16 protein-coding genes are annotated in these 14,955 nt (G+C 61.9%); 14 read left to right on the top strand and 2 right to left on the bottom strand.

The window, feature by feature from the left end; genetic code table 11:
• The first annotated feature begins 7 nt into the window (after positions 1-7).
• The 5 genes from murF to AB0O81_RS10675 are packed head-to-tail and all read left to right on the top strand — an operon-like array spanning position 8 to position 6,369.
• Positions 8-1,420: a UDP-N-acetylmuramoyl-tripeptide--D-alanyl-D-alanine ligase gene (gene murF, locus AB0O81_RS10655; protein WP_363584053.1), complete on the top strand. Its 1,413-nt coding sequence runs from the start codon at positions 8-10 to the stop codon at positions 1,418-1,420.
• The gene (mraY, locus tag AB0O81_RS10660; RefSeq protein ID WP_363584055.1) at positions 1,417-2,520 is read left to right on the top strand and encodes a phospho-N-acetylmuramoyl-pentapeptide-transferase; all 1,104 of its coding nucleotides are present in this window, start codon (positions 1,417-1,419) and stop codon (positions 2,518-2,520) included. The genes murF and mraY overlap by 4 nt, the downstream gene beginning before the upstream one ends.
• The gene (gene murD, locus AB0O81_RS10665; protein WP_363584057.1) at positions 2,517-4,055 is read left to right on the top strand and encodes a UDP-N-acetylmuramoyl-L-alanine--D-glutamate ligase; all 1,539 of its coding nucleotides are present in this window, start codon (positions 2,517-2,519) and stop codon (positions 4,053-4,055) included. Before mraY ends, murD begins: the two co-directional genes overlap by 4 nt.
• The gene (gene ftsW / locus AB0O81_RS10670; RefSeq protein WP_363584059.1) at positions 4,021-5,271 is read left to right on the top strand and encodes a putative lipid II flippase FtsW; all 1,251 of its coding nucleotides are present in this window, start codon (positions 4,021-4,023) and stop codon (positions 5,269-5,271) included. The genes murD and ftsW overlap by 35 nt, the downstream gene beginning before the upstream one ends.
• 9 nt (positions 5,272-5,280) lie before the next feature.
• Positions 5,281-6,369 carry a UDP-N-acetylglucosamine--N-acetylmuramyl-(pentapeptide) pyrophosphoryl-undecaprenol N-acetylglucosamine transferase gene (locus tag AB0O81_RS10675; protein WP_363584061.1) on the top strand — a complete coding sequence of 363 codons (1,089 nt, stop codon included), beginning with the start codon at positions 5,281-5,283 and terminating at the stop codon, positions 6,367-6,369.
• On the opposite strand, the gene AB0O81_RS10680 is transcribed toward AB0O81_RS10675, so the two are convergent.
• Positions 6,366-6,737, bottom strand: coding sequence for a GntR family transcriptional regulator (locus tag AB0O81_RS10680; protein ID WP_363584063.1), 372 nt, complete (start codon positions 6,735-6,737; stop codon positions 6,366-6,368). The two genes, AB0O81_RS10675 and AB0O81_RS10680, sit on opposite strands and share 4 nt — an antisense overlap.
• Positions 6,738-6,859: 122 nt before the next feature.
• On the opposite strand from AB0O81_RS10680, the gene murC reads away from it, so the two are divergent.
• The 9 genes from murC (at position 6,860) to AB0O81_RS10725 (ending at position 14,361) form a co-directional block, all read left to right on the top strand.
• Positions 6,860-8,278 (top strand): UDP-N-acetylmuramate--L-alanine ligase, encoded by a 1,419-nt coding sequence (gene murC, locus AB0O81_RS10685; protein WP_363584065.1) that lies wholly within the window; start codon positions 6,860-6,862, stop codon positions 8,276-8,278.
• A 6-nt stretch (positions 8,279-8,284) separates the two neighbouring features.
• Complete coding sequence (locus tag AB0O81_RS10690) at positions 8,285-9,292, top strand: FtsQ-type POTRA domain-containing protein (RefSeq protein WP_363584067.1); 1,008 nt, start codon at positions 8,285-8,287, stop codon at positions 9,290-9,292.
• A 160-nt stretch (positions 9,293-9,452) separates the two neighbouring features.
• Positions 9,453-10,601 carry a cell division protein FtsZ gene (ftsZ, locus tag AB0O81_RS10695; protein WP_363584069.1) on the top strand — a complete coding sequence of 383 codons (1,149 nt, stop codon included), beginning with the start codon at positions 9,453-9,455 and terminating at the stop codon, positions 10,599-10,601.
• 1 nt (position 10,602) lies between these two features.
• Positions 10,603-11,292 (top strand): YggS family pyridoxal phosphate-dependent enzyme, encoded by a 690-nt coding sequence (locus tag AB0O81_RS10700; protein ID WP_363584071.1) that lies wholly within the window; start codon positions 10,603-10,605, stop codon positions 11,290-11,292.
• A 32-nt stretch (positions 11,293-11,324) separates the two neighbouring features.
• Entirely contained in the window at positions 11,325-11,786 is a 462-nt protein-coding gene (sepF, locus tag AB0O81_RS10705) for a cell division protein SepF (protein WP_363584533.1), read from the top strand.
• Positions 11,787-11,789: 3 nt separating this feature from the next.
• Entirely contained in the window at positions 11,790-12,092 is a 303-nt protein-coding gene (locus AB0O81_RS10710) for a YggT family protein (RefSeq protein ID WP_363584073.1), read from the top strand.
• A gap of 132 nt (positions 12,093-12,224) precedes the next feature.
• The gene (locus AB0O81_RS10715; protein ID WP_363584075.1) at positions 12,225-12,830 is read left to right on the top strand and encodes a DivIVA domain-containing protein; all 606 of its coding nucleotides are present in this window, start codon (positions 12,225-12,227) and stop codon (positions 12,828-12,830) included.
• 9 nt (positions 12,831-12,839) lie between these two features.
• Positions 12,840-13,436, top strand: a complete 597-nt coding sequence (lspA, locus tag AB0O81_RS10720; protein ID WP_363584077.1) for a signal peptidase II — start codon at positions 12,840-12,842, stop codon at positions 13,434-13,436.
• A gap of 1 nt (position 13,437) precedes the next feature.
• Complete coding sequence (locus tag AB0O81_RS10725) at positions 13,438-14,361, top strand: RluA family pseudouridine synthase (RefSeq protein WP_363584535.1); 924 nt, start codon at positions 13,438-13,440, stop codon at positions 14,359-14,361.
• An 80-nt stretch (positions 14,362-14,441) separates the two neighbouring features.
• On the opposite strand, the gene AB0O81_RS10730 is transcribed toward AB0O81_RS10725, so the two are convergent.
• Positions 14,442-14,915, bottom strand: coding sequence for an NUDIX domain-containing protein (locus AB0O81_RS10730; protein WP_363584079.1), 474 nt, complete (start codon positions 14,913-14,915; stop codon positions 14,442-14,444).
• Positions 14,916-14,955 lie beyond the last annotated feature (40 nt).

The following is a 14,955-nucleotide window of genomic DNA, read 5'->3' on the forward strand; positions in this document are numbered from 1 at the left end:
AGACCACATGATTGCTCTTTCCCTCGCTCATATCGCGCGCGCCGTAGGCGGCGACCTTCAGCTCAGCGCTGATGACGTTCCCGAGACCGTGGTTTCGGGAGCAGTCGACACTGACTCGCGACTGATGGCGCCCGGCGGCATCTTCGTCGCAAAGCCGGGGGAGACAACCGACGGGCACGAGTTCGTCGATGCTGCGGTCAGCCAGGGCGCAGTTCTTGCGATCGTCGAACGACCGGTACCGGCATCCGTTACCCAGATTGTTGTCCCAGACGTCGTGGTGGCACTCGCTGAACTTGCTCGTGAAGTCGTGGCGCAGGTACGTGAGCATGGCGACCTGAGAGTTGTCGGCATCACCGGATCGAACGGCAAAACGACGACTAAGAACCTTCTTGCTCGGATTCTTGAGGGCGAAGGCGAGACGGTTTCACCGAAAGCGTCGTTCAACAACGAGGTCGGCGCACCATTGACGATGCTGCGGGTCACCGAGCAGACACGCTTTCTTGTGAGTGAGTTCGGCGCGAGCGCCCCGGGGGAGATTGCGCGACTTGCGGGGCTGGTTGCGCCTGATGCCGGCGTTGTGCTTATGGTTGGCATGGCCCACGCAGGTGGTTTCGGCGGCATCGAAGCAACATTCCACGCAAAGTCGGAACTGGTGCGCGCGCTCCACACCGGCGGGGTGGCGTTGCTGAACATCGACGACCCGCGAGTGGCCGCGATGGCCCCGATCGCCAGCGAAGTCGGTGCCTCGGTTCGGTGGTTCGGTCGCGGTGCTGATGCTGAGGTGCGTGCTGACGACGTGGTCGTGGGCGCGGACGGAACTCGATGCATCGTGACGGTCGATGGGGTGAGCGCACCCCTCCATCTTCGGGTGCTCGGTGAGCACCACGTGTCCAACGCCCTGGCAGCGATTGCGGCAGCCACCGCGTGGGGCGTCTCACTTGCGGACTGTGTGGCGCGCCTTGAAACGGTGCAGATTGCGGAGCGCTGGCGCATGGAGCCAATGGGATCGGACCGCGTACGCATCATCAACGATGCCTATAACGCCAGCCCGGACTCAATGGCGGCCGCTCTGCGCACGCTCGCACAGATCACCGGTGCTGACGAGCGCAAGGTCGCTGTGTTGGGGGCGATGAGCGAGCTGGGTGAGTACGCCGAAGAGGAGCACGATCGGGTGGGGCTGCTCGCCGTTCGGCTCGGTATTCAGCGCATCGTCATCGTGGGAACGCCCGCTCGACGCATGTTTCTCGAGGCAGTTGCTCAGGGCTCGTGGGATGCTGAAGCGGTGTTCTTCGAAACCGCTGATGAGGCGTACGACTACCTGGTAGACGAGTTGCGCGACGGCGATAGAGTGCTCGTGAAGTCGTCGAACTCGGCCGGACTACGTCATTTGGGTGATCGTCTGGGAGAATCCTTCTCGTGAGATCACTTCTGACGGCAGCGGCGATCTCGATGGCCTTTACGCTTTTTCTCACCCCTGTCTTCCTGCGATCGTTTCGCCGGTGGGGCTGGGGGCAGGTCATCCGCACGCCCGAGAGCATCAACAACCCGAGCCATCACACTAAGCGCGGCACCCCCACCATGGGTGGAACGATCTTCATTGCCGGCACGATCGTGGGTTATCTGATTGGTGCCTTCACCGGCAACAATCCACCCACGATTTCAGGCTTGCTTGTTCTTTGGATGATGGTCGGATTCGGGGTTGTGGGCTTCATCGACGACTTCTTGAAGGTTCGGCAACAGCGAAGCCTTGGTTTGTCTGGTTGGCGAAAGATCGTCGGTCAGATTCTGGTCGTGGTGCCGTTCGGCATCGTTGCGCTCAACTATCCCAATGCGCTCGGCCAGACGGCGGCGTCGCCCTATATTTCCGTCTTCAGGGACGTGCCAGTTCTGTCGTTCATGATTCTCGGGCCGGTGATCGGCTGGATCCTTTACCTCACGTGGGTGTCGTTCATCGGCGTCGCTTGGTCAAACAGCACCAACGTCACAGACGGACTTGACGGGCTTGCCACGGGTGTCGGAATCTTCGTGATCGGCGCGTACAGTCTGGTGGTCTTCTGGCAGTTCAACCAGTCGTGTGCATCGGTTGTCGCTGAGCTGAGCACTGGCTGTTATGCCACGCGCGACCCATTCGACTTGGCGATTGTCTCGGCTGCTTTCGTGGGGGCACTTGTCGGCTTCTTATGGTGGAACGCTCCCAAGGCCGAAGTGTTCATGGGCGATGTCGGGTCGATGGCAATCGGCGGAGTGATCGCGGCGATGTCGATCCTCTCTCGCACCGAAGTGCTCGGTGTGATCATTGCTGGCGCCTTCATCATCGGACCAGGCTCGGTCATACTGCAGCGCTTGTATTTCAAAGCCACCCGCGGCAAGAGGCTGTTCTTGATGAGTCCGTTCCATCACCACCTCGAGATGCGCGGATGGTCTGAGATCTTGATCGTCGTTCGCATGTGGATCATTGCGGGACTGCTCGCGGTCACCGGCATCGGCTTCTTCTACGTCGAGTGGCTCGCTAGTACATGAGCATCTCGCGCCTTGGTCCGCTCACCAGTTGGCACGCTGACTGGAAAGGTCTACGAGTAGCTGTTCTCGGACTCTCCGTGACCGGTTTCTCTGTTGCCGACACCCTCGCCGAGTTGGGCGCTGACGTTCTCGTGCTCACCGAGCATGCGGCGGAAGAATACGCCACCCTGATCCCTGTCATCGGCGCTCGGCTCTGGACGGGCCCGCTTGATGCGGCGCCGCAAGAGCTGATCGACTTCAATCCCGAGGTCGTGGTTGCTTCACCCGGATTTTCGCCGACCCACCCGCTGATCGAGTGGACTCAGTCGTCGGATGCTGCGCTCTGGGGTGACGTCGAACTTGCCTGGCGCGTGCGGGACAAGGTCGTGCGCCCAGACGGCACCCCCGCCGACTGGGTGCTCATCACCGGCACCAACGGTAAGACCACCACCACACGCCTCACGGCAAGCATGCTGATGGCGGGCGGTCTGCGAGCAGCTCCGGTGGGTAACATCGGCACTCCTGTGCTTGACGCAGTGCGCGATCCCTCGGGTTTTGATGTGCTTGTTGTAGAGCTATCGAGTCATCAGCTCTGGTATCTCGGTCTGCAGCAGGGCAGTGAGCGGCTCTCTCCGTATGCCGCGGTATGCCTCAACCTTGCCGACGACCACCTTCAGTGGCACGGTTCTGCCGAAGCGTATCGCCAGGCCAAGGCGCATGTGTATGACCACACGCGCGTAGCCTGTGTCTACAACAAAGCCGACCTCGCGACGCGCGCGATGGTCGAAGACGCTGACGTCATCGAGGGTGCACGAGCGATCGGATTCGATCTCGGCGTTCCGGGGCCGAGTGATGTTGGCATCGTGGATGGCATTCTGGTTGATCGTGCTTTTCACGAAGCACGCCGCACCAGCGCTTTCGAGCTGATGACCGTCCCTGACCTCGAAGTGAAGGGTCTTGCCGCTCCGCACATGGCGGCCAATATTCTTGCTGCCGCTGCGCTGGCACGATCCCTGGACGTCCCACCGGCCGCCATTCACGATGCCGTAAAGGCATTCACACTCGACCCTCACCGCATCCAGGTCGTCGCACGAAACGGCGGCGTGACTTGGATCGATGACTCCAAGGCAACGAACCCGCACGCCGCGGCCTCATCGCTTGCGGCATACCCAGGCGCGGTCTGGGTGGTTGGCGGGCTGCTCAAAGGTGTTGACATCTCTGAGCTGGTTGCAACATCAGGCGTGCGCGCGAAAGCGGCAATCGTTATCGGCGTCGAGCGTGAGGCTGTGGTGGCTGCGTTCGAACGACACGCCCCAACGGTGCCGGTGTTCGAGGTCGATACGACTGAGACTGAACAAGTCATGGTGCAGGTGGTTGAGCTGGCAGCAGGGATCGCACGCGACGGGGATGTTGTTCTACTCGCCCCCGCCGCAGCATCCTTCGATCAGTTCGCTTCTTACTCAGACAGAGGCCGCAAGTTTCACGCGGCCGTGACAGACAGAGTCGGAACGGGGGACGCGGGTGACGACGACTTCGCCGCGTCCGACGGCCACTGAGAGCGGCGATAGACACGGTCTTGCTGCGCGAGTTTCGCTCGGCCGCATGTTCGCGCCGGTGCCGAGCGAGTTCTTTCTGATTGCCTCGACTGCGCTGATGCTGACCATTTTCGGTCTCGTCATGATTTTGTCGGCGACCTCTGCTGTGGCAACCGCGGCAGGCGAGCCGCCGTATGACTCGGTGATGAAGCAGTTCGTTTTCGCACTGATCGGCGTGCCGCTGATGTTTGTCGCGAGCAGGTTGCCGGTCAAGTTCTGGAAACGTGTTGCGTGGCCAGCCCTGATCGGCGCCACGATCTTCCAGTTGCTGGTGTTCACTCCGCTCGGTGTCTCTGCTGACGGTAACCGCAACTGGATCAACATCGGCGGTCTGCAGGCTCAGCCCTCTGAGTTCTTGAAGCTCGCGCTCGCGCTCTGGATTGGCTATGTGCTGTTCCGCAAACGCACCCTGCTGGGGTCGTGGAAGCACGTGTACATCCCGCTTGTTCCCGTGACAGTGCTCGTGATCGGAACGGTGCTCGCGGGTAAAGACCTTGGCACGGCGATGATTCTCGTACTCGTCGCGCTTGGCGCACTGTTCTTCTCAGGCGTGCGCCTGCGCGTGTTCGTCTTGCCCGCCATTGGCGCGGTCATTGCGGTTGCAATCCTGGCAGTCACCAGCCCTGACCGCATGCGCCGCTTCATGAGCTTCCTGAACCCTGACTGCCTGGCCGACTATTACAACGACTGCTATCAGCCGCTACATGGCGTCTGGGGCCTTGCGGGCGGCGGTGTCTTCGGACTCGGTCTCGGCAACTCCCGCGAAAAGTACGACTGGTTGCCCGCAGCGGCCAACGACTACATTTTCGCGATCGTCGGCGAAGAGCTGGGCTTGATTGGCTGCGCCGTCGTGCTTGGACTGTTTGCGCTGTACGCAGTCGGCGCCTTCCATATCATCCGCAAGACCGATGATCCGTTCGTGCGCATCGTCGCGGGTGGGATCACGGTGTGGATCGTTGGGCAGGCGCTCATCAACATCGGCGTCGTGCTGCGCGTGTTCCCGGTGTTGGGTGTGCCGCTGCCGTTCTTGTCGCAGGGCGGAACATCGCTGGTCTCTGTGCTTGTGGCATCGGGGGTGCTGCTCGCGTTCGCGCGCACACTGCCGCAGAAGCGAGCGGTGGCGCCTGCCGCGCCCGTGCGCAACGTCCGTCCTCACGGGTCCTCTTCGCGCCGCTAAACTCGGCAAGTGACGACCTACCTTCTTGCTGGCGGTGGCACTGCTGGCCATGTCAACCCGCTGCTCGCTGTTGCCGATGTACTGCGCGAACGTGACCCCGATGCCGAGATCCTGGTGCTCGGTACGCGCGAGGGTCTTGAGGCGCGACTCGTACCGGAACGCGGCTACGAGCTGCTGTTCATCGAAAAGCTGCCGTTCCCCCGACGCCCCGACAAATCAGCGGCTGCGTTCCCCGGTCGCTTTCGCCGTGCCGTCGCAGCCGTAAGGGAGTTCATCTCCGAACGCAAGATCGACGTCGTCATTGGCTTCGGCGGATACGCCTCAGCGCCCGCGTATGTAGCCGCGCGAGGTGCGAAGATTCCGGTGGTCATTCATGAGGCCAATGCTAAGCCTGGGCTTGCCAACGTGCTCGGTGCGAGATGGGCGGCAGGCGTCGGCGTTGCGTTTGAGGGCACCAAGATCAAGGATGGCGAGTTTGTCGGAATGCCGCTGCGACGCGAGATCGTCGCGCTTGACCGAGATGCGCTACGAGCAGAGGCCGCCGCGTACTTCGGACTCGATGCACAGCAGCCGACTCTTCTTGCCTTCGGCGGTTCGCTGGGCGCGCTGCGGCTGAACATCGCATTCGGTGAGGGTCAAGACGGTGCCTGGCGCGATGTTGTCGACGCTGGCTGGCAGTTGGTGCACGTTACGGGTGAGCGCAGCGAACTGCCCGACCCTGACGTGGACGGCTATGCGCTGCGCCGCTATGTCGATCGCATGGATCTCGCCTTTGCGCTCGCTGACGTGATTGTGTCGCGTGCCGGCGCGGCGACGGTGAGCGAAATCAGTGCGCTCGGAATTCCCGCCGTGTACGTGCCGTATGCGGTGGGCAACGGCGAACAGGCGCTCAACGCCTCATCGGCGGTACGTGCCGGAGCGGCAGTGATCATCGACGACGCCGACTTCACCGGTGATCGCGTGCGCAGTGAGATTCTGCCGCTGCTGGCTGATCGTGAGCGTCAGAAGCAGATGGTGGATGCTGCGAGCGAGGTTGGCACTCGTACGGGCGCTGAGAACGTGGTGGCGATGATCGACCGCGCGCTGGCGCAGCGCTAGCCGCGTGCCGGATCTGCGCCCCGCAGCGCGGCGGTGACGAGAGCAAGCGCTTCATCAGCGTCAAAACTGAGCGTGCGAATCTGTTCGGCGAACACGGCGGCAGCGCGCTGTACTTGCTGACGGGTGGGGTCTCCCGTTGCTGAGACGAACGTTCCGTTGCGGCCCCGGGTCTCAATGATCTCGGCTGCCTCAAGTTCGCGGTAGGCGCGAGCCACCGTGCCTGGCGCGATACCCAAGTCTTCAGCGAGCCGCCGCACGGTGGGAAGCTTCTGTCCAGCAGCGAGCTCGTTCGATGTCACGGCCGCAAGCAGTCCGGCGCGCAGTTGTTCGAACGGTGGCACGGTGGCGTCGTGGTCGATAACGATCATCTCGACATCGTGACCGCCGTCGATGAATGTGTCAATACAGTGTCTGGATACAGGGCGCTCACAGCCATATGCCAGCGCGCCGGGGGCGCAGCATCCAATCGCCAACCTAGGATTGAGAGGCCATGATCAGACCCGACCTCACCTTGCCCATCCCCGAGAACATCGAGGCTGCCCACTTCATCGGAATCGGCGGTTCCGGTATGTCGGGACTCGCGCGCATGTTTCTTGAGCGTGGCATCAAGGTGTCTGGCTCAGACCGGGCCGACAGCAAGTATCTGCGGGAGCTCGCCGCGCTCGGCGCCACTGTCTACGTCGGTCACGAAGCGTCCAACCTCGCTGAAGACGTCGACACAGTCGTGCACACGGGCGCGATCTGGCCAGAGAATCCGGAATTCGTGCTGGCCAAAGAACGCGGCCTGCACGTGATTCACCGTTCGCAGGCACTGCACTGGTTCATCGGTACTCGCCGACTCGTTTCGGTGGCTGGCGCTCATGGCAAGACCACGTCCACGGGTATGGTCGTCACCGCCCTTCAGGGCCTAGATGCTGATCCCACCTTCGTGAACGGCGGCGTGATCGCACATCTTGGCGTCTCAAGTGGGAGCGGCTCCGGCGATCTCGTCGTCATCGAGGCTGATGAGTCAGACGGCACCTTTGTGCTGTACGACACTGCGGTCGCGCTCATCACCAATGTCGACCCGGATCACCTTGACCACTGGGGAACCAGCGAGAAGTTCTACAGTGCGTTCGCCCAGTTCGCCAACAATGCCAGTGAGGCCGTCGTCATCTCATCTGATGATGCCGGCGCGGTGCGCGTCGCGCGGGAGGTCTCACATCCGCGGTTGGTGACGTTCGGCCAAGCAGCGGACGCCACGTTCCGTGTGCATGACATCCTCACTGACGGCCCCGTCTCGTTCGCTATTACTCATGGCGACCTGACCGCCCACGCTCAGCTGGGCATTCCCGGCGTTCACAACGCCGTCAATGCCACCGGAGCGGTCGCGGTGCTCGTCACGCTGGGATACGACTTCGCAGCCGCGGTCGAGGCTGTACAGGCTTTTGGTGGCACAGCCAGACGGTTCGAGCTGCATGAGACCAGGCGAGGCGTCAGCGTGTACGACGACTACGCGCATCACCCCACTGAAGTCGCCGCAGCGCTTTCTGGCGCTCGCACTGTCGTCGGTGAGGGGCGCATCATCGCGCTCCATCAGCCCCACACGTATTCGCGCACCCAGGACATGTTCCAGGAGTTCGCCGACGTACTCGAGTCACTGGCTGACCATACGGTGGTGCTCGACGTCTACGGCGCGAGGGAAGACCCCGTGCCCGGTGTGACGGGTGCGCTCGTAAGTGAGGCGTTCTCGGACTCCAGTAAGGTTCACTTCGTTGCGGATTGGCAAGAGGCAGCTGACTACACGGCTACCGTCGCCCGCGACGGAGATTACGTCATCACGCTGGGATGCGGGAACGTCAACCTCATCATCCCGCAGGTGCTTGAAGCACTCGAGAGCTCCGACGCTGTGACGGGGCAGGGGGAGTAGCGGCGCATGCGCCGGCCCTCGCCGCTGCCGCCTCCTCCGGCGAGACCCGCTCCACCGGAGGCTCCCTCGGTCGAGGCGACCTCGCTCACGGGCGCCAGCGGGTTGGGTGAGGCTGACAAAGCAGCTGTGCATCCTGATCACGGCCTCACTGCTCCGATAATTCCGCTCGCGGTGCCTACGGCCGACGCTGATGCCGATCATGCTCCGGCGCAGTCCTACGCGGACGACATCGATGGGGCATACGAGGGTGATGTGGGCGTGCGCGACGTGTGGCGTGCCTCACGTGCGCGACGTAAGGCGCTGCGCTCCGAGGTGCGGCGTTTCACGGGCCGCCAGCGGCGACGGCGTATGGTGTGGATCGGTGCGCTCGCTTCGTTGATCGTGCTGGTGGTGGCAACGCTCGGAGCGGCATACAGTCCGCTTCTCGCGGTCGAAGAAATCGTCGTGGTCGGCGCCGAGCGCCTCGATGCCGAAGAAGTTTCGGATGCCCTCTCGTCGCAGCTGAACACGCCGCTGCCGCTCGTTGACGAGAGCGCCATCAAAGCGGCGCTTGTCGAATTTCCGCTGATCGAGTCTTATACGCTCGAGGCGCGTCCTCCGCATGAATTAGTGGTGCAACTCGTTGAGCGCACGCCCGTGGGGCTGATCGAATCAGCCGCCGGATACACTCTGGTCGACGCTGCGGGGGTAGCCCTCGCTACCACCGAGAATCGCGAAAGCGATGAGCCGATCATCGAGGTGACAGGCGGCACCGATTCCGACGCTTTTCATTCGGTCGGTCAGGTGATTCGATCGCTTCCTGACAGCATCCTCGAACGTGTCACCAGCGTGTCCGCGTCGTCGCCCAACGATGTGACTCTTACCTTCGGCGGCACCAACACGGACGTCGTATGGGGGAGTGCGGAAGACTCCGCACTGAAAGCGTTCGAACTCGAGAAGATCATGCAGACGCGTGCTCCCGAAGATGTGCTCACCTATGACGTCTCTTCGCCGTCCGCAATTGTCGTGCTCTGACCTCTGATTACTCCGATCTGGGGTGGGGATGTGGCGACACGCCCACGGCCTTCCGCCGCCAAGTCGACCCGCGGCATACCTTCAATTCAGGAATTGCATACCGAGCAATTCTTTAGACCTCTACTAGAGGTTGAAGGTTACCCCAGGTCCGGAGGCCGGCATGAGCCAAAACCAGAACTACCTCGCCGTCATCAAGGTGGTCGGCGTTGGTGGAGGCGGCGTCAACGCCGTCAACCGAATGATCGAGCTCGGCCTGCGTGGCGTGGAGTTCATCGCGATCAACACCGACGCGCAAGCGCTTCTGATGAGCGACGCCGACGTCAAGCTTGATGTTGGTCGCGAGCTCACCAGGGGTCTCGGCGCTGGTGCCGACCCCGAGGTTGGCCGACGTGCTGCTGAAGACCACACTGAGGAAATCGAAGAGGCGCTTCGCGGCGCCGACATGGTTTTCGTGACCGCAGGCGAGGGTGGCGGAACCGGAACCGGTGGAGCCCCCGTCGTCGCAAAGATCGCCAAGTCCATTGGTGCTTTGACCATCGGTGTCGTCACCAAGCCATTTTCTTTCGAAGGCCGTCGCCGGCAGAGCCAGGCTGAAACCGGTGTGTCGAAGCTGAAAGAAGAAGTTGACACTCTCATCGTCGTTCCGAACGACCGTCTGCTTGAAATCAGCGACCGCGGCATCTCGATGATCGAAGCTTTCGCCACCGCAGACCAAGTGCTCTTGGCTGGTGTGCAGGGCATCACCGATCTCATCACGACCCCTGGCTTGATCAACCTCGACTTCGCAGACGTGAAGTCTGTGATGCAAGGCGCTGGCTCTGCCCTCATGGGTATCGGTTCAGCGCGTGGCGCGGATCGCGCGATCAAGGCGGCCGAACTGGCGGTCGAATCTCCTCTGCTCGAAGCGAGTATCGAAGGCGCACACGGTGTGCTGCTGTCGGTGCAGGGTGGGTCGAACCTCGGGATCTTCGAGATCAATGATGCAGCTCAGCTCGTCAAAGAAGCGGCGCACCCCGAGGCGAACATCATCTTCGGAACCGTGATCGATGACACTCTCGGCGATGAAGTACGGGTGACGGTCATCGCTGCTGGTTTTGACGGCGGAGAGCCGCAGACGCGCGCAGAGCCCATCACCGCTGCTCGAGTCGCTCCTGCTCTTCCCACGGCTGTTGCCACCGACGTTGCAGACGAGCAAACGCCCGTTGTCGCGCGCGATCCCGAGCCGGTATCGGTGAGCGCCAACGTCGAGTCGAGCTACGGTTCTGCCTTCGGCGACGACGATCTCGACATTCCCGACTTTCTGAAGTGACGTGAACGCCGACCTAGGCGCCCGCCTCACCGAGATCGACGCGAGAATCGCCGATGCTGCTCGCTCGGCAGGCCGCGATGTTGCATCAATTTCGCGGATTGTCGTGACGAAGTTTCATCCGCCCGAGCTCGTGAAAGAGCTCTACGACCTCGACGTTCGTGATGTCGGGGAGAATCGCCAGCAGGAGCTTTCAGAGAAGTCATCGGCGCTCGCGCACCTCTCTGGTCTGCGCTGGCACTTCGTCGGCCAGGCTCAGACCAACAAGGCACGAGCGATCCGATCCGCTGCCACGGTGATGCACTCACTCGACCGCATGAAGTTGGCCAATGCTCTCGACAGCGCAGCGGAACCCGATTCCTTGCCCCTCGATGTGCTGTTGCAGGTGAACCTCACCTCCGACACGGGTCGCGGCGGAGTTGCACCCGAAAACCTGCTCGCCTTGGCTGAACATGCTGCGGCAAAAGTCAGCCTGCGCGTGCGAGGAGTTATGGCAGTCGCCCCACTCGAAGAACAACCAGCGAGAGCATTTGAACGACTGCGCGGATACGCCGACATCGTTCGCAGCGTCGTGCCAGATGCTGAATGGATCTCCGCTGGAATGAGCGCAGATTTCGCCGATGCGATCGCAATGGGCGCGACACACCTGCGCATTGGCTCAGCAATCACGGGCCTTCGGCCCCAACACGGTTAACCTCAGAACAGATGAGCACTACGGAGGATGCAATGTCGAACCCGCTCAAGAAGACCATGGTGTACCTAGGTCTCGCCGACGAAGAAGCCGAGGCGTATGAAGAGCCTCAGCCTGTGAGCCGCAAAAGCAACCCACAGAGTGTGGAAAAGTCCGCGCCTGTGACGCCGCTTCACCGTCCTACGGTGGTGCGCCAGCCCACACCGACGGCGGTGAGTGAGATTCTTACGGTGCACCCTAAGCAGTACCGCGATGCTCAGGTGATCGCCGAGAACTTCCGTGAAGGCATTCCGGTGATTATCAACCTGTCGCAGATGAGCGATGCAGACGCGCGGCGTCTGATCGACTTTGCCAGTGGGCTTTCGCTGGGACTGTACGGGCGTATTGAACGAGTGACGAGCAAGGTGTTCCTGCTCTCGCCCGAGAACGTTGCAGTATCGGGCGATGGATCAGTCGTACAGGCTGACCCTGACGCCGTGCCGTTCGCGCAGCAGTAGATCGTGGCAGTTCTCCAACTCATCGCATCAATTCTCAACACGCTGCTGTTGCTGTATGTCTTCGTGTTGATCGCCCGACTGGTTCTTGAGTGGATTCCGGTCTTCAACCGCGAGTGGCGTCCGAAAGGCGCTGGTCTGGTTGCAGCCGAGATCGTGTACTCGATCACCGATCCGCCCATCAAGCTGTTTCGGCGGCTGATTCCGCCGTTGCGGGTCGGAGCAGTCGCGATCGACTTCGGTTTCGCACTCACGATGTTGCTGTGCTTCATCTTGCTGAGCGTCACGCGCGCGCTGGCAAGTGCCTGATAAGTAGTGGGCCGTCGAAGAACTGCTTCGACACTCACCTGAACCCGCGGCTATGCTTGCTAGATACGGCCCCGTCAGGGAGAGTATCTCTGACATACGCCAGCGACCGGAGCGCTCGAAAGAGGAATCACCATGGCATTGACCCCCGATGACGTCGTCACCAAGCAGTTTCAGCACGTACGTTTCAAGGAAGGTTTCGACCCGGATGAGGTCGATGACTTCCTCGACGAAATCGTCGTTGAGTGGCGCAAGACTATCGCCGAGAACGAGCAGCTGAAGGCGAAGATCGCTGAACTTGAGTCCGGCGAAGCCGCCGCTGCTCCTGCGGCAGAACCGACGCCTGCTGTCGCCGAGGCTGAGCCAGCCGCAGAAGAGACCCAGTCAGCTTCAACCGCAGCCGCAGGCGGCGGTGCCGCGGCCACCGCTGGCATCATCGAGCTTGCACAGCGCCTTCACGACGAGCACATCGCCGAGGGCATGGCCCATCGCGACCAGCTCATCGCTGACGCCAAGGCTCAGGCCGCGTCGATTATCGATGACGCTGAAACGCGTGGCCGTGAAGCCCGCGAGAGGCTCGAGCGCGACCGCGCAGACCTCGAAGGCCGCATCACCGAGCTTCGTAGCTTCGAGCGTGACTACCGCGCTCAGCTGCGGGGTTACATCGAGGGCAAGCTGCGCGACCTCGAGACCACAGCGACCTCGTCGGGTCCGACCCCGGTTTCGGCTGTCGGCCTTTAGGCCGGACTTTTGACAGTCCGTCCTCCCCTTCGACAGGCGGCGGCCGGCTCGATCATCGCGATTCTCGCGGCGATCGTGCTGGCCGCCGACCAGTTTACGAAGTATCTAGCGCTAAAGAACCTTCCCTACCAGGAGTCGGTTCACATTCTCGGTGACTTTCTGATCTTCTATCTCACCAAAAACCCCGGTGCTGCCTTCTCGCTCGGCGAAGAAGTGACTTGGGTCTTCACCATCGCGCTCGCAGGCGTCGCGATCGCTATCGTGTGGCTTGCTGCCACGCGCGTGAAGTCAAGGCTGTGGGCGGTGGGTCTCGGCTTGCTGCTCGGCGGAGTGCTGGGGAACCTGACCGATCGACTGGTGCGCGAACCCGGTTTTGGCGTCGGACACGTGATTGATTTCATCAACACCCCCTGGATGATGCCGGCGATCTACAACGTCGCTGACATGTTCATCGTGACGATGATGATTGGCATCGCCATCATGGTGCTGGTTGGATTGCGGTTCGATGGCACTCGTGAAGGCGCAACCGCCAAGAACGAGTCGGCCGAGGAACGTGAAGCCGACGAAAATCCGGATGCTGCAGCATCCGTTTCATCGGTCGACTGACGTGGAATCACGCTCGCTTCCCGTTCCCGATGGTCTCGATGGAGTTCGCGTAGACGCAGCGCTTGCCAAGATGCTGGGCTTTTCACGCACTTTTGCCGCCGAAGTCGCTGAAGCGGGCGGCGTCACGATGGACTCCCGAGTGCTTGCCAAGTCGGACCGGCTACACGGCGGATCATGGCTTGACGTCACGTGGACTCCAAAAGAGGAGCCGCGGGTTGTGCCGGTCAACGTGCCAGACCTCGGCATCGTCTATGACGACGATGAGTTCGTCGTCATCGACAAGCCGACCGGCGTCGCGGCTCACCCGTCCGTCGGTTGGGAAGGCCCGACCGTGCTCGGCGCGCTTGCGGGCAGCGGGTATCGCATCGCGACGACGGGGTCCGCCGAGCGTCAAGGTATTGTGCATCGCTTGGATGTCGGCACCAGCGGGCTGATGGTCGTCGCCAAGACAGAGCACGCCTACTCGGTGCTCAAACACGCGTTCAAGGAACGCACCGTCGAGAAGATCTACCACGCGGTCGTTCAAGGCCACCCTGATCCGCTTGCGGGCACGATCGATGCGCCCATTGGGCGCCATCATTCGCACTCATGGAAGTTTGCGGTGACACCGACCGGCAAAGACTCGGTGACGCACTATGAGACGCTGGAAGCGTTCCCTGGCGCATCCCTTCTTGAGATTCATCTCGAAACGGGTCGCACGCATCAGATTCGAGTGCACATGGCCGCGCATCGTCATCCCTGCGTGGGCGATCCGCTTTACGGCGCCGACCCCACTATCGCTGCGCGTCTCGGGCTCACCCGTCAGTGGTTGCACGCGCGTGAGCTGTCGTTCTCACATCCGGCGACAGGGGAGTGGGTGACGTTCCGCTCGGAGTATCCCGCGGACTTGGCGCACGCGCTCGATCTGCTGCGCGATCCGGCCTGATCTCTCAACAACCACCCGATCTCTCAACAACCACCCGATCTCTCAACAACCACCCGATCTCTCAACAACCACCCGATCTCTCAACGACCACCTGAGAACGAGGCGGGGTCGTCTTCAGCGAGGGCAAGCGCAATTTTGCGTACGTGTGTCTGCTCCATGTCGCCGAGTTGACCGAGCGCAAACCAGCCGACGTCGGTGAGTTCGCCGTCTGCCGGGTGCGGTTCACCCGACACCCAATCGCACCGAAACACGAGATCGAGATAGTCGACCTGATCGCCGTTGTCATAGGTGATTCGCGGGAGCTGATGCACAAGGGCAAGGCGAGTGGCGCGCACCACGACGCCTGCTTCTTCGTGGCACTCGCGCACCGCTGCATCGGCCGGTTCCTCGCCCGGATCGACGATGCCCGAAACGCACTGCCATTGACCGTTGTCTGCGCGCTTGCCAATCAGGAGCTTCTCGTCTTTGAACACGACAGCAGTCACCCCGACAAGCGGGAGCGGGGAATGCCCGAGCTTCTCACGAAGCGAGAGGACGAAATCTGGAGTTGCCATGAGAACGAGCCTATGGGGCGCGGAGCGACGACCACGTCGT

Origin of the sequence: Microbacterium sp. NPDC076911, from assembly GCF_040687125.1 — a bacterium.
Taxonomy (GTDB): domain Bacteria; phylum Actinomycetota; class Actinomycetes; order Actinomycetales; family Microbacteriaceae; genus Microbacterium.